This window comes from Nonomuraea sp. NPDC004354, from assembly GCF_053602555.1.
Genome location: NZ_JBSGDV010000002.1, coordinates 413,486 through 426,935, shown reverse-complemented (window position 1 = coordinate 426,935; position 13,450 = coordinate 413,486). Strand labels below are relative to the sequence as shown.

Here is a 13,450-nt window from a genome sequence, read left to right as displayed (position 1 = left end):
AGTGGACCTGTGACTGTCGCAAGGTCGTCTACGAACTGCGCAGGTCGGGCGGTCTCTACTACCTCCATAGGGCGGTCCGAGGCGAGCGCCCGGCCGAGACTGGGCGAGTCATCTGGGTGGAAGCCCACAGGCTGCGGATATCCCTCTTTGACCGGGCGAGCGCGTTGACGCGTGGCGTCCCCAAACGACGGTCAGCAATCCGCGCAGTAAGTCGAATTACCGGCGAAACGCTCAAATCCGTCTTGTCCAGGGGGATAGACGGCATTTCGTCTAGGGCCCTAGACTCGGCGGAGCACCACGGAAAGGGAACCACCGTGCCACCGAGTGACCTTGAGCGGATCGCCGCGATCGACGACCCGTACCTGCTGATCCGCCAGGCCACCGAGCGACTGAGCGCGGCGCAGCAGGAGGTCACCGAGTTGGCGCGGCTACGGCGCCGCGTGATCCAGGAACTGCATGCGCAGGGCATCTCCTATGCTCAGATCGCGCAGCAAGCCGGGCTGTCCCGGGGGCGGATTCATCAGATCAAGCACACAGGCCCCGCCCCCGAGGGCGCGTTCCTGGGCACCGGTACGGTCACCGTGGTCACTCCGCTCCGGCTCGACCCGGAGAAGAAGCGTCCCGTCCTGGCCCTCGACGACATGCGCTCGGGTCAGCGCCTGGAGGAACTGGCCAAGTCCTTCGGGCTGGCGGTCGAGACCGACAAGGTCACCATTGACGGCGTCATCGACCTCAACCGGCCGAACCTGATCGTCGTCTGTGGCCCCCGCATGTCCGAGGCGATGCACGCGGCCTACGACACCGACCCCGTCATTCGCTGGGAGCGCGACGAACTCGGCTGGCTGCTCCGGGACACGAGAACCGGCGCCGCCTACCGCACCGGCACCCAGCTCGACCCCGAGCAGCCCACCGACTCGGCGTACTTCGGCCGGCTGCCCCGCCCCGACGGCAACGGGACCTTCCTCGCGATCGCCGGCATCAGGACCAACGGCTCGCTCGGCGTCGTCGACCTGCTGACGTCCGAGATCGCGACCTTCTGGGGTCAGGTAGGCGACAAGCGGTTCTCCACCGTCGTCAGCGTCGAGTACGACCCCGAGACAGACGAGCCCGTCCGCACCGCCCTGGCCAGCCCTCTCTACCGACACGAGGATGACTGACGTGCGCCTGACCCTCGCGACCGAATCCGCCTACCCCGACCGTCCCAACGAGGACTTCATCGGCGCCACACCGAACGCCATAGTCCTTCTGGACGGGGCCGGCACCCCGGCCGATCTGGAGTCCGGGTGCTCGCACGGCGTGGCCTGGTTCTCCCACACGCTCGGCTCCACCCTGGTCGCGGGGATCACGCAGAACACGGGTCCGCTGACCGAGATCCTGGCCAGCGGGATCAAGGAAACCGCCGCGCAGCACGATACGTGCGACCTCGACCACCCTGGCACCCCTTCGGCGACCGTGGTGATGCTGCGCCGTACCGGGGACACCCTGAACTGGTTGATCCTGGCCGACTCGGTTCTCGTCCTCGACGTCATCGGCGCCGAGCCGATGGTGATCTGCGATGAGCGGGAATCCATGGTCGGCAGGCAGTACCGCGCGCCGATGAACGCAACGCTCGGCGGGACTTCGGAGCATGCTGACGCACTCAGCGCCTATATGAGCGCCATGCGCGCACATCGCAACATCGACGGGGGCTTCTGGGTCGCCGCCACCAACCCGCATGCAGCCGAGCAGGCACTGACCGGCTCCGCGCCCGTCGACCAGATCCGCGCCGCAGCCGTTCTCAGCGACGGGGCATCGCGGCTTGTCGACCGCTTCCACCTGTCCACCTGGCGACAGTGCCTTGACCTTCTCGAACACCACGGCCCTGAAGAACTCATCCGCCAGGTCCGCGCGGCCGAACGATCCGACCTGGACGCTGCCCGGTGGAAGCGCGGCAAGATCTTCGATGACGCCACCGCAGCCCACTGGCTGTTCGCCTAAGCACCGCGGCCAAGGCGTACCGGCTCCTCAAGGCCATCTTCACCACCGCCGTCGATGACCAGCTGATCAAACGCAACCCATGCCGCATCAAGGGCGCGGGACAGGAGAAGTCCGCCGAGCGCCGGGTCATCTCGGTCCCCCAGGTCTACAAGCTCATCGAGGTCATCGAGCAGCGATACCGCGCCCTGGTGCTGCTCGGTACTTTCGCGAGCCTGCGATGGGGCGAGCTGGCCGGCCTTCAACGAAGAGACCTCGACCTCGACGCCGGAACCATCCGTGTGGAACGCCAGCTCATACAGATCACCGGCAAAGGGCTCGTGTTCACCGGCCCCAAGTCCGCAGCAGGCAAACGAACGGTCGTAATCCCCGAGCTGATCCTGAAGGACTTCGCCCAGGAGGGTGACGAAGGACTGGTGTTCGTCGGACCCGACGACGCCCCGATTCGCAACAGCAACTTCAACCGCCGGGTCTGGCCCACCGCACTCGAAGACACGGGCCTACCGAAGATCCACTTTCACGACCTCCGGCACACCGGCAACAACCTCGCCGCCAACGCCGGCGCCTCGATCCGCGAGCTGATGACCCGCATGGGTCACTCCAGCACACGCGCCGCGATGATCTACCAGCACTCCACCGACGAACGGCAACGCGAGGTGGCACGCAAGCTCGATCACCTCGCCCGAGGAGCACTCAAGAAGCCATCGGGCACGTGACGGGCACGCCTCCCAAATTCCTCCCAGACACATAGAAGCCCAGGGCAGATGATCATGTCTGACCTGGGCTTTTTCACAGGTGAAGAGAGGTGGAGCCTAGGAGATTCGAACTCCTGACATCCTGCTTGCAAAGCAGGCGCTCTGCCAACTGAGCTAAGGCCCCTCAAAAGGGCCTGTTGACCTGCGGAAACGTCTGCATGGTCAAACTTGCCCCGGCTGTACACCGTACCAACACCATGGGCTTTCTCGCCACTCGGTTGCCGCGCGTCGTTCCTGGCCCGGCTGGGGGCAGTGGTCCGCTGACCGCTCCGAAATCCTTGCGTGGGCGATGGTCTGCCGGGGGCTCGTCGGCGGCGGCCGGGGGCGCCTCATCTAGTGGTGGACCTCAGGGGAGGCCGGTCAGAGCGCACAGTCGAGGGGGCGTGGATCGACCGCCGTAGCTCATGTGTTCTAGTCTCCCGATCATGAAGCTTCGTCTGATCGCCGCCTTGTCCTGCGTCACGGCCCTGGGGCTGAGCGGGACCGCGACGGCGGAGGCGTATCCCGTCAAGCAGAAGGTTCTCACCGAGAACGGGCTCTACAGGATGGGCAAGCTGCCCAAGTCGACGTGCGAGGAGCAGCCGGTCGCGCGCGACGACCGTGCGGCGGCCAAGCGGTACATCGGCGGGGTCATGCAGTGCCTCGAGGCCACCTGGGAGCAGTACCTGTCGGAGAACGGCGTGCGGTTCGAGGGTGCCCGCCTCAAGTTCGTCAGCAGCGGCTACTGCGACATCAACCCCAAGTGGGACTCCGACAGTGTCTACTGCCACGACGCCCGCGCGGTTGTCTTCAAGCTCGGCCGGTCCTGGCTCGACGATCCGTCCGACCTGTGGCTTCTGCACAGCACGGCCACGATCTACGCCCACCACGTGCAGCGGCTCGTCGACATCGTCTACAGCGTGGACGGCCAGGTCTTCTACGACAGCCAGACCGAGCGCGCCGAGCGGGTGCGCCGCTACAACCTGCAGGCCGCCTGCTTGTCGGGCGCGTTCGTCAAGAGCGTCTGGCCCCTTGAGGGAAGGTCCTCGCGCGACTGGAAGTATCTCCTGTCGATCGTGCAGGGTGACGCCCCCGGGCATCGGAGGCTGTACGGCAAGACCGCCAACGTTCGCCTGTGGGTCGGGCGCGGTTTCGCCACCGGGGATCCTGGCGCGTGCAACACCTGGACGGCGCCTGCGGCCGAGGTCGCGTAGCGGGCTGCTGGGCTGCCGGACGCGCGGCCGAGGTCGCGTAGAGGACGGCCGCCGGACCCGTGTGGTCGCCCTGGTCCGGGGGCCGAACGGATGCGGGACCGAGACGGCCGGGGGTCAGTGGCCCCGGCCGTCCGCCACGAGGCGAAAGGGCTACCGGAGGAACACCCTGATCGGGTCGAGCACCAGAGCCGGCTGCAGCGGTAGCGGCTGCGGCTGCGGCTGCTCGAGCTGGGTGGTCCGCTGGTCGGCCGGGAGGCTCTCCCGCTCCCTGCAGGAGAACCCGAGGATCGCCCCCGGGTAGCCGCCCGCGTACCCCGACACCCTTCGGCCCGCCGGGATCCTGCACACGTAGGTGACGTTCTCCTGGCTGTCGTTCGGGACGATCCTGAACGCGGTCGTGATCTCCCCGAAGGTGGGTGCTCCGTTCATGGACTCGCAGTACACCGCCATTACGGCGGCGGCCCCGTCCCTCTTCTGGATGTCGAAGCACCCGTAGGTGGGCAGCGGGGCGGCGTGGGCCGGGACGGCGAACAGGCTGGCACTGCTGGCGGCCAGCACGACAAGTGCGTGCGCAAGACGCATGGGTACCTCTCACAGGTGTATCCGTCGTGATCATGCATGATCACGTGACGCGACATACCCGATGACGGAGAGTGACTAACGTCAGGTCTGCGCGACGGCCACCGCGGGCGGGTCGTACTCGCCGCCGAGGAGTAGTTCGGGGAACTCCGCCAGCGAGTGGAGGATGTGGGTCGCGCCGCCTTTGAGCAGGCGGTCGCGGCTGTGGACGCCCGTCATGAGCCCGGCGACCACCGAGGCGCCGGCGCGCCGTCCGGCCAGCATGTCGTTCTCGGAGTCGCCGACGACGGCGACGTGGCGTACGTCCTCGACGCCCAGCCGGAGCACCGCGTGGAGCACCATGTCGGGCCAGGGCCTGCCGCGGCCCGCGTCTTCGGGGCTGATGGCGAGATCGATCTTGTCGTGCCAGCCGAGCACGCTCAGCACCCTGCTCAGGGTGGTACGGCTGAAGCCGGTGATCAGCGCGGTCCGGAGGCCCGAGCCGCGGATCTTGTCGAGCGCCTCCACGACTCCGGGCACGGGAAGGAGACCTGCCCGCTCGATGGCGCCCTCGTAAGAACGCTCGAACGTCAGGTTGGCGGCCTGCGCCTGGGCCTCGTTGCCAGGGAAGATCCCGCGGAAGACATCGATCTTGGGGCAACCGCGGGACCGGTGCACGTGGACCATGGCCCGTGCGTACGCACCGGTCCCTGGGACGATGCCCTGGGTGGCGATCGCCTCGGCGAATGCTCGTTCGACCGTGGCGATGTCGCCGATCGTGGTGCCGGCGAGGTCGAGACAGACCAGCGTGATGGGGCCGGACTCGGTCATACCCTCGTCGCCACGATCGTCAGTTCTCGCTGCCGGTCGCCTCGGTCCAGAGATCGAGCTCGGCCCGGTCGGCCTGCACCTTACGCCAGATGAGCAGCCCCCCGAGGGCGAGCAGCGCCAGAACGAGCAGCTTCTTCACGGTGTGACCCCACTTCTTCGACGGTCTCACCTTGCCGGGGTGAGACAACGCCCGGTTGCAACGGTTGCACAGCAGCCTAGCAAGGCTTGGCTCTGCTCCCCCGGGTGCGGACCTATCCAGTTCTACCCAATCTTCCGATACGACGGCGCCAACGGCGACGCGGATCCGCGGCGCGTCCCATTATGGACACCTCTTGCATACCTGGCTGGGGTACGTGAGGAGGGTCCAGGGACACGCCTCACCGAGCGCAGGAGCCTCACACGCAAACCGAAACCGAAGCCGCGCACGTCCACCTCGACGCCAGAAAATCCAGCCTCGCGGAATACCCTAGGGGGGTACGGTGTTATGCTGAGTGAACAGGGGAGGCGAGAACCATGGCTGGATACACCGGCAACAAGGACGACCACCTCCGGCGCCTGCGCCGGATCGAAGGCCAGGCCAGGGGCCTGCAGCGGATGGTCGAGGACGACAAGTACTGCATCGACATCCTCACCCAGGTGTCGGCCACCACGAGCGCGCTCCAGTCCTTCGCCCTCTCCCTCCTGGAAGAGCACCTCGCCCATTGTGTCGCCGAGGCCACCCTGAAGGGCGGCCCGGAGGCGCAGGCGAAGGTCAAGGAAGCCTCCGACGCCATCGCCCGGCTCGTCCGTTCGTAACCGAGTTCACCACACGAAGCACATCGACAGGGAGATATCAGATGAGCACCGCCACCTACACCGTCAAGGGAATGACCTGCGGCCACTGCGTGAGCTCCGTGAAGGAGGAGGTCGGCGAGGTCCAGGGCGTGACCGGTGTCGAGGTGGACCTGTCGACGGGCCTGCTGACCGTGGAGAGCGCCGCCCCCCTCGACAAGGACCAGATCGTCGCCGCCGTCGAGGCGGCCGGATACGAAGTGGCCCATCAGTGATGAACACTCCCGCCAAGCTGGGCGCCTACGCTCTGGGCCTCGCCGTCGTCTTCGGCGCGGCCCTGGGCGTGGGCAGCGCGGTCGGCCAGGTGGACGCGCCGCCCCAGGCGAGCGCCCACGCCGAGACCGCAGGCCACACCGGGGCGAGCACCGGGACCACCGGTCACGCCGCGACGGAAGGCCACGCCGAGGCCGCCGGCACCACCGAGGCCGCGGGCCACGACGAAGCCGCAGGCCACACAGAAGAAGCTGGTCACACAGAAGAAGCTGGTCACACCGAGAGCGCCGGGAAGGACACGGCGCCCGAGGACATCCCCGGGGGGCTCCAAGTGTCCGAGAACGGCTACACGCTCACGCCCGCGACCACCACGCTGGAGCCGGGCAAGCCTGCCGACTTCAGCTTCACCGTCACGGGCCCCGACGGCAAGCCGGTGACCGGCTTCGAGGTCCAGCACGAGAAGAAGGTCCACTTCATCGTCGTCTCCCGCGACCTGAACAGCTTCCAGCACCTCCACCCCGAGGAGGGCGCCGACGGCGTGTGGACGGTCAAGCTGAACCTGCCCGAGGCGGGCGTCTACCGCGCCTACGCCGACATCCTGCCCGCGGGCGGGAGCGCGATGACGCTCGGCGTCGACCTGTTCGCCGGCGGCGACTTCGCGCCGAAGCAGCTTCCCGCGGTCAGCCGTACCGCCGAGGTCGACGGATACACCGTGACGCTCACCGGAGACGTGGTGCCGGGACAGACCACCAAGCTGACGCTGGCGGTCGCCAAGGACGGCAAGCCGGTCACCGACGTGCAGCCCTACCTGGGCGCGCTCGGCCACCTGGTGGCGCTGCGCGCGGGCGATCTCGCCTACCTCCACGTGCACCCGGAGGAGAACAGCCTCACCTTCTACACCGAGGTGCCCAGCAGGGGCGACTATCGTCTGTTCCTCGACTTCAAGCACCAGGACAAGGTCCGCACCGCCGCGTTCACCGTGAAGGCCGACGCGGCCGCCCCGAGCGGAACACCCACCACCCCCACCGCCGCCCCCACCACCACCGCGCCCCACGGGCACGGCCACTAGACGCAGCCGAAAGGAGAAGGTGATGGCCACCGAGACAGCCGTCGAACTCTCGATCGGCGGCATGACCTGCGCCTCCTGTGCCAACAGGATCGAGCGCAAGCTCAACAAGATGGACGGCGTGACCGCGACGGTCAACTACGCGACGGAGAAGGCGAAGGTCACCGTCCCCGAAGGGCTGGACCCGCAGCTGCTGGTCGCGGAGGTGGAGAAGGCGGGCTACACCGCCGAGCTGCCCCGCCCGCGCGCCGAGGAGCGGCCCCAGGAGGAGGCGGAGGAGGACGAGCTCAGGCCGCTGCGCAACCGGCTGGTCACCGCGCTCGTGCTCAGCGTCCCGGTGATCGCGATGGCGATGGTGCCGCCGCTGCAGTTCACCAACTGGCAGTGGCTGTCGCTGACGCTGGCCGCGCCGGTGGTGGTCTACGCGGGCTGGCCGTTCCACAAGGCCGCGTGGACCAACCTGCGGCACGGCGCGGCGACCATGGACACGCTGGTGTCCATCGGCACGCTGGCCGCCTTCGCCTGGTCGCTGTGGGCGCTGTTCTTCGGGACGGCCGGCATCCCCGGCATGACCCACCCGTTCGAGTTCACGATCGCGCGCAGCGACGGCTCGGGCAACATCTACCTCGAGGCCGCGGCCGGGGTGACGGCGTTCATCCTGGCGGGCCGCTACTTCGAGGCCAGGTCCAAGCGCAAGGCGGGCGCCGCGCTGCGGGCGCTGCTGGAGCTGGGCGCCAAGGACGTCGAGCTGGTCGACGGGCGCAGGATCCCCGCCGACCAGCTCAAGGTCGGCGACCGGTTCGTCGTGCGGCCGGGCGAGAAGATCGCCACGGACGGCGTGATCGAGGAGGGCTCGAGCGCGGTCGACGCCTCGATGCTGACCGGCGAGTCCGTCCCGGTGGAGGTGCGTCCCGGTGACCGGGTCGTCGGCGCGACGGTCAACGCGGGCGGCCGGCTGGTCGTCAGGGCCGAGAGGGTCGGCGCCGACACCCAGCTGGCCCAGATGGCCAAGCTGGTCGAGGACGCGCAGACCGGCAAGGCGGAGGTCCAGCGGCTGGCCGACCGGATCTCGGGCATCTTCGTCCCCATCGTGATCGCGCTGGCGGTCGGCACGCTCGGCTTCTGGCTGGGCACCGGCGGCGGCGCGGGCGCGGCCTTCACCGCCGCGGTCGCGGTGCTGATCATCGCCTGCCCGTGCGCGCTGGGTCTGGCCACGCCGACGGCGCTGCTGGTCGGCACGGGCAGGGGCGCGCAGCTCGGCATCCTGATCAAGGGGCCGGAGGTGCTGGAGTCGACCAGGAAGATCGACACGGTCGTCCTGGACAAGACCGGCACGGTCACCGAGGGCAGGATGACGCTGACCGCCGTCCACGTGGCCGAGGGCGAGGACCGCGAGGAGGTGCTGCGCCTGGCGGGCGCGCTGGAGCACGCCTCGGAGCACCCGATCGCGCAGGCCGTGGCCAGGGCGGCCCGGTCGCAGGCCACGGTGGAGGACTTCGCCAACATCGAGGGGCTGGGCGTGCAGGGCATCGTCGACGGCCACGCCGTGCTGGTCGGCCGGCCGAGGCTGCTGGCCGAGTGGTCGCAGCACCTGCCGGCCGAGCTGTCCGAGGCGGTGGAGCGGGAGCAGGAGGCGGGCCGTACCGCGGTGGCGGTCGGCTGGGACGGCAAGGCGCGCGCGGTCCTCGTGGTGGCCGACGTCGTCAAGCCGACCTCCGCCGAGGCGATCGCGCAGCTGCGCGCGCTGGGCCTGACCCCGGTGCTGCTCACCGGCGACAACGAGGCGGTCGCCAGGACCGTCGCCGCCGAGGTCGGCATCGACGAGGTCATCGCCGACGTCCTGCCGGCCGACAAGGTCGACGTCGTCAAGCGGCTGCAGGCCGAGGGGCGGTCGGTGGCCATGGTGGGCGACGGCGTCAACGACGCGGCCGCACTGGCCCAGGCCGACCTCGGTCTGGCGATGGGCACCGGCACGGACGCGGCGATCGAGGCCTCCGACCTCACCCTGGTGAGAGGCGACCTGCGGGTGGCCGCCGACGCCATCAGGCTGTCACGCCGGACGCTCGCCACCATCAAGGGCAACCTGTTCTGGGCCTTCGCCTACAACGTGGCCGCTCTCCCGCTGGCGGCGCTCGGAATGCTCAACCCGATGATCGCCGGTGCCGCGATGGCGTTCTCCAGCGTCTTCGTCGTCACCAACAGCCTGCGCCTTCGCGGCTTCAAGTAGTCCCCAGCGGACGGCCGGCGCCATCGCGGCGCCGGCCGCCGCGAACATCCCGCCGAGCACCAGCCAGCCGGGCGTTCCCCAGCCGATGACGAGCGTGGTGAGCAGGACCGGCCCCGCCATCCTGGCGACGGCGGTGCCGGAGCCGAAGAACCCCTGGTACTGGCCCTGCCTGTGGGCGGGTGCGAGGCCGAAGCCGATCTCCCAGGCGCCGGCGGCCAGCAGCATCTCGCCGAGCACCTGCAGCAGCGCCGCGGCCAGCAGCAGCACGACCGTGTCGCCCTGCGAGAACACCAGGCACGACACGAACAGGACCAGGCCGGCCAGCCGTACCGAGCGGGAGGCCGAGACCAGGTCGCGCACCCTGCGCGCGACGCGGACCTGGAACAGCACGACGCACGCGGTGTTGAGCACCAGCACGGCGGAGACGGTCCACGCGGGCGCGTCGGTCCGCTGGACGATCCACAGCGGCAGCACCAGGCTGATCAGCGGCCGGTAGAGCAGCATGACCGTGTTGAGCAGGGTGACCACCGCGTAGGGCCGGTCGCGCAGGACCGCGAGGCGCGGCTCTCCCTTCACCCGCGGCACCGCCGGTACGGCGGGCATCCGGGTGAGCACCGCCGCCGCGACCAGGTAGCTCGCCGCGTCGACGGCGAAGACGGTCAGGTAGGCCGCCGTGGTGTCGAAGTGGAGCGCGAGGCCGCCGAGCCCGGCACCCACGGCCAGCCCGGCGTTCAGCGTCGACTGCAGGACGGCCCGCACGTGGGTGCGCCCGGCGGGCGGCACCAGACCCGCGAGCAGCGCCTGCTGCGCCGCCGACAGCCCCGTCTGCGCCGCCGCGTAGAGGCAGACGGCCAACAGGAACAGCGGGAACGAGCGCACCAGCAGGAACGAGCCGACGCCCGCCGCCGTCGCCACGGCCAGGAGCACCGCCACGCCGCGCGGCCCCCGCCGGTCGGCCAGGTGTCCGAGCGGGACGCCCGCCACCGTGCCGACGGCCCAGCCGATGGTCAGGCCGAGGCCGATCTCGGCGGGCGACAGGCCGGCGATCCGGCTGAAGTAGAGGGTGGAGGTGACGACGTAGGCGCCGTCGCCGATGGCGTTGGACAGCTGGGCGAGGGTGAGGAGGCGGCGGGGGTTCGTCACCAGGCGAGGCTACGGGCGCGACTTGGCCGTCTGTAAGCTCCAATTTCGAGCTAACTGATGGGGCCAAGATGGACTTCCACGTCAGCCTCTCCGGCAGAGGCGATCTGGCCGCGCAGATCTACCGTCAGGTGCGCGACGCCATTCTCGACGGGCGGCTGAGGCAGGGCGAGCGGCTGCCGCCGACGCGGGAGCTGGCACGCGGCCTCGACGTGGCCCGCAACACCGTGGCCGTGGCCTACGAGCGGCTGATGGCCGACGGCTTCCTGGTGGGCAGGGCGGGCGCGGGCACGTTCGTCTGCGCCCCCGCCAGGGTCGAGACGGGGCGCAGGGCTCCGCAGGGAAGCGGCGTGCGGCCGCGCGCGGTGTGGCGGTCGATCCCGCCCCTGGCGGGACGGTCCGCGCCCGCCTTCGACTTCACCGTCGGCACGCCGGACCTCCGGCTGTTCCCCCTGGAGACGTGGCGGCGGCTGGTCGCCAGGGAGCTGCGGGTCAGGGTGGCCGGGTACCTGCCGCCCGAGGGCCACGAGGGCCTGCGTACCGCGATAGCCCGCTATTTCGGGATCTCGCGGTCGGTCAGGGCGGCGCCGGACGACGTGATCGTCACGCAGGGCGCCCAGCAGGCGCTCGACCTGATCGGCAGGGTGATGATCGAGCCCGGCGACTGCGTGGCGGTGGAGGAGCCCGGCTACCCGCCCGCCCGGCGCCTGTTCCGCTCCCTGGGCGCCCGCGTCGTGAGCGTTCCCGTGGACGCCGAAGGGGTGGACGTGACGGCCGTTCCCACCGCCGCCAGGCTGGTCTACGTCACGCCGTCGCACCAGTTCCCGCTCGGGACGCCGATGTCGCTGGCCCGCCGTACGGCGCTGCTGGCGTGGGCGGCACGGCGCGACGCGCTGGTGATCGAGGACGACTACGACAGCGAGTTCCGCTTCGAGGACCGGCCGCTCGAACCGCTGCAGAGCCTGGACCGCAGCGGCAGGGTCGTCTACGTCGGCTCGTTCTCCAAGACGCTGGCCCCGATGCTCCGCCTCGGCTTCCTCGTCGCCCCGGCGTCGCTCCAGCCCGCGCTGCGCGCCGCCAAGCAGCTGACCGACTGGCACAGCGAGACCACCACGCAGGCGGCGCTCGCCCGGTTCATCGACGAGGGGCTGCTGGCCAGGCACGTGCGCAAGGCCACCAAGGAGTACGCCGCCCGGCGGGCGCGCATCGCCGCCTTCCTGGACGCCCGGCTCGACCTGGTGCCCTCGGCGGCGGGGCTGCACCTGTGCGCGAAGGGCGAGGTCGATCCGGCCGCGGCGCCCGAGGTCGCGGCCGAGGACCTGACGACCTACTACGCGGGCCCCGCGCAGCGGGGGGTCGTCCTCGGCTACGGTGGCATCTCACTCGAACACATCGACGAGGGACTGCGCAGGCTGTTCGCGGCCGGAGACAGGGGGCGACGGTGAAGGATCTCGGCCTGCTGCGTGAGCGCCGCTTCGCGTTACTGCTGGCGGCCAGGTTCGTCTCGGTCCTCGGCAGCGCCTTCGCGCCCGTCGCGCTCGCCTTCGGCGTGCTCGGCCTGCCCGGCGCCGACGCCACCACGCTGTCGGTCGTGCTGGCCGCCGAGGCCGTCCCGATGGTGGTGTTCATGCTGGTCGGCGGGGTGATCGCGGACCGGTTGCCGCGGAACAGGGTGATGCTCGCCGCCGACGCGACCAGCGCGGCGGCCTTCGCCGCCCTGGCCCTGATGTTGCTGACCCGCTGGACGCCCGTGCCGGCCCTGGTGATCGCCGCGGCGGTCAGCGGCGTCGCGATGGCGATGATGTATCCGGCGCTGACGGGGATCGTGCCCGACGTGGTGCCGTCCGAGCGGCTGCAGACCGCCAACGCCCTGCTCGGGCTCGGCACGAACGCCGGGCGCGTGATCGGGCTGGTGCTCAGCGGAGCCGTGGTGACGCTGGTGGGCAGCGGGTGGGCGCTGGTCGCCAGCGCCGTGATGTTCGCGCTGGGGGCGACCTGCGTGGCGGGGATCAGCCTGCCGCCCGCGGAGCGGATGCTGACCCCCGGTCACTCGGTGCTGGCCGACCTGCGCGACGGCTGGCGCGAGTTCATCTCCCGCCAGTGGCTGTGGGTGGTCGTGGCGCAGTTCTCCGTGATGGTGATGGCGATGCAGGGGGCGCACGGCGTGCTCGGCCCGCTGCTGGCCAAGCAGAGCCTCGGTGGCCCGCCGGCGTGGTCGGCCGTCCTGGCGGGTGAGGCGGTCGGCATGATCGGCGGGGTCGTGGTCGCGATGCGGCTGCGTCCCCGGCGGCCCATCCTGCTCGGGACGCTGCTGATGATCCCTACGGCGCTGCCGTACCTGCTGCTGGGGTCGGGTGCGCCGCTGTGGACGGTGGTGCTGGGCGCGGTGCTGATGGGTGTCTGCATGGACGTCTTCGGGGTGCTGTGGCAGACCACGATGCAGCGGGAGATCCCGCCCGCGTCGCTGTCGCGGGTCAGCTCCTACGACGCGCTCGGCTCGCTGATGTTCGGGCCGATCGGGCTGCTGGTGGCCGGCCCGGTCGCCGTCGCGACCGGGCCCGCGCCCGCACTGCTGGGCTGCGCGGCGCTGATCGTCGCCGTCGCGCTGGCCGCGCTGCTGTCGCCGGGGGTGCGCGGCCTCACCGCCCGATGACACCACCGC

General features: G+C 70.3%; 13 protein-coding genes, 1 tRNA gene and 1 pseudogene. 10 read left to right on the top strand and 5 right to left on the bottom strand.

Annotation, left to right across the window (positions count from 1 at the left end; translation table 11 throughout):
- The first annotated feature begins 314 nt into the window (after positions 1-314).
- Genes ACWENQ_RS07675 through ACWENQ_RS07665 form a run of 3 tightly spaced genes read left to right on the top strand, consistent with a single transcriptional unit; the run spans position 315 to position 2,690 of the window.
- Positions 315-1,157: a sigma-70 RNA polymerase sigma factor region 4 domain-containing protein gene (locus ACWENQ_RS07675; RefSeq protein ID WP_354916844.1), complete on the top strand. Its 843-nt coding sequence runs from the start codon at positions 315-317 to the stop codon at positions 1,155-1,157.
- Position 1,158: 1 nt separating this feature from the next.
- Positions 1,159-1,977, top strand: a complete 819-nt coding sequence (locus ACWENQ_RS07670) for an integrase (protein ID WP_452413191.1) — start codon at positions 1,159-1,161, stop codon at positions 1,975-1,977.
- Complete coding sequence (locus ACWENQ_RS07665; RefSeq protein ID WP_452413796.1) at positions 1,962-2,690, top strand: tyrosine-type recombinase/integrase; 729 nt, start codon at positions 1,962-1,964, stop codon at positions 2,688-2,690. Before ACWENQ_RS07670 ends, ACWENQ_RS07665 begins: the two co-directional genes overlap by 16 nt.
- Before the next feature lie 90 nt (positions 2,691-2,780).
- Here the strand turns inward: ACWENQ_RS07665 and ACWENQ_RS07660 are convergent.
- Positions 2,781-2,853 (bottom strand) — tRNA-Ala (locus ACWENQ_RS07660).
- 301 nt (positions 2,854-3,154) lie between these two features.
- Between ACWENQ_RS07660 and ACWENQ_RS07655 the strand changes: the two genes are divergently transcribed.
- Positions 3,155-3,922 carry a hypothetical protein gene (locus tag ACWENQ_RS07655; RefSeq protein ID WP_452413190.1) on the top strand — a complete coding sequence of 256 codons (768 nt, stop codon included), beginning with the start codon at positions 3,155-3,157 and terminating at the stop codon, positions 3,920-3,922.
- Positions 3,923-4,072: 150 nt separating this feature from the next.
- On the opposite strand, the gene ACWENQ_RS07650 is transcribed toward ACWENQ_RS07655, so the two are convergent.
- The 3 genes from ACWENQ_RS07650 to ACWENQ_RS07640 form a co-directional block, all read right to left on the bottom strand.
- A complete protein-coding gene (locus tag ACWENQ_RS07650) occupies positions 4,073-4,504 on the bottom strand; it encodes a hypothetical protein (RefSeq protein WP_452413189.1) in 432 nt (143 codons plus the stop codon).
- 81 nt (positions 4,505-4,585) lie between these two features.
- Positions 4,586-5,311 carry an HAD-IA family hydrolase gene (locus tag ACWENQ_RS07645; protein ID WP_449916122.1) on the bottom strand — a complete coding sequence of 242 codons (726 nt, stop codon included), beginning with the start codon at positions 5,309-5,311 and terminating at the stop codon, positions 4,586-4,588.
- Positions 5,312-5,330: 19 nt separating this feature from the next.
- The gene (locus ACWENQ_RS07640) at positions 5,331-5,450 is read right to left on the bottom strand and encodes a DLW-39 family protein (protein ID WP_240506072.1); all 120 of its coding nucleotides are present in this window, start codon (positions 5,448-5,450) and stop codon (positions 5,331-5,333) included.
- Positions 5,451-5,824: 374 nt separating this feature from the next.
- On the opposite strand from ACWENQ_RS07640, the gene ACWENQ_RS07635 reads away from it, so the two are divergent.
- From ACWENQ_RS07635 to ACWENQ_RS07620, 4 genes are read left to right on the top strand one after another with little or no spacing between them, the layout of a single operon-like run.
- Positions 5,825-6,106 (top strand): metal-sensitive transcriptional regulator, encoded by a 282-nt coding sequence (locus tag ACWENQ_RS07635; RefSeq protein WP_449916119.1) that lies wholly within the window; start codon positions 5,825-5,827, stop codon positions 6,104-6,106.
- A 41-nt stretch (positions 6,107-6,147) separates the two neighbouring features.
- Positions 6,148-6,357: a heavy-metal-associated domain-containing protein gene (locus ACWENQ_RS07630; RefSeq protein WP_354916806.1), complete on the top strand. Its 210-nt coding sequence runs from the start codon at positions 6,148-6,150 to the stop codon at positions 6,355-6,357.
- Positions 6,357-7,424 (top strand): hypothetical protein, encoded by a 1,068-nt coding sequence (locus ACWENQ_RS07625; protein ID WP_452413188.1) that lies wholly within the window; start codon positions 6,357-6,359, stop codon positions 7,422-7,424. Before ACWENQ_RS07630 ends, ACWENQ_RS07625 begins: the two co-directional genes overlap by 1 nt.
- 22 nt (positions 7,425-7,446) lie before the next feature.
- Entirely contained in the window at positions 7,447-9,648 is a 2,202-nt protein-coding gene (locus tag ACWENQ_RS07620; RefSeq protein ID WP_449916114.1) for a heavy metal translocating P-type ATPase, read from the top strand.
- A gap of 120 nt (positions 9,649-9,768) precedes the next feature.
- On the opposite strand, the pseudogene ACWENQ_RS07615 reads toward ACWENQ_RS07620, so the two are convergent.
- Positions 9,769-10,791 (bottom strand): annotated as a pseudogene (locus ACWENQ_RS07615) (MFS transporter); the annotation flags it as partial.
- A 68-nt stretch (positions 10,792-10,859) separates the two neighbouring features.
- Here ACWENQ_RS07615 and pdxR point away from each other — a divergent pair.
- Complete coding sequence (gene pdxR / locus ACWENQ_RS07610) at positions 10,860-12,233, top strand: MocR-like pyridoxine biosynthesis transcription factor PdxR (RefSeq protein ID WP_452413187.1); 1,374 nt, start codon at positions 10,860-10,862, stop codon at positions 12,231-12,233.
- Complete coding sequence (locus ACWENQ_RS07605) at positions 12,230-13,441, top strand: MFS transporter (protein WP_354916796.1); 1,212 nt, start codon at positions 12,230-12,232, stop codon at positions 13,439-13,441. Before pdxR ends, ACWENQ_RS07605 begins: the two co-directional genes overlap by 4 nt.
- The last annotated feature ends 9 nt before the right edge of the window (positions 13,442-13,450 follow it).

Excerpts from the sequence above, each read along its gene's own strand:
- ACWENQ_RS07655 (WP_452413190.1), top strand. The coding sequence starts at position 3,155 with ATGAAGCTTCGTCTGATCGCCGCCTTGTCCTGCGTCACGGCCCTGGGG.
- ACWENQ_RS07650 (WP_452413189.1), bottom strand. The coding sequence starts at position 4,504 with ATGCGTCTTGCGCACGCACTTGTCGTGCTGGCCGCCAGCAGTGCCAGC.
- ACWENQ_RS07645 (WP_449916122.1), bottom strand. The coding sequence starts at position 5,311 with ATGACCGAGTCCGGCCCCATCACGCTGGTCTGTCTCGACCTCGCCGGC.
- ACWENQ_RS07635 (WP_449916119.1), top strand. The coding sequence starts at position 5,825 with ATGGCTGGATACACCGGCAACAAGGACGACCACCTCCGGCGCCTGCGC.
- ACWENQ_RS07630 (WP_354916806.1), top strand. The coding sequence starts at position 6,148 with ATGAGCACCGCCACCTACACCGTCAAGGGAATGACCTGCGGCCACTGC.
- ACWENQ_RS07625 (WP_452413188.1), top strand. The coding sequence starts at position 6,357 with ATGAACACTCCCGCCAAGCTGGGCGCCTACGCTCTGGGCCTCGCCGTC.
- ACWENQ_RS07620 (WP_449916114.1), top strand. The coding sequence starts at position 7,447 with ATGGCCACCGAGACAGCCGTCGAACTCTCGATCGGCGGCATGACCTGC.
- pdxR (WP_452413187.1), top strand. The coding sequence starts at position 10,860 with ATGGACTTCCACGTCAGCCTCTCCGGCAGAGGCGATCTGGCCGCGCAG.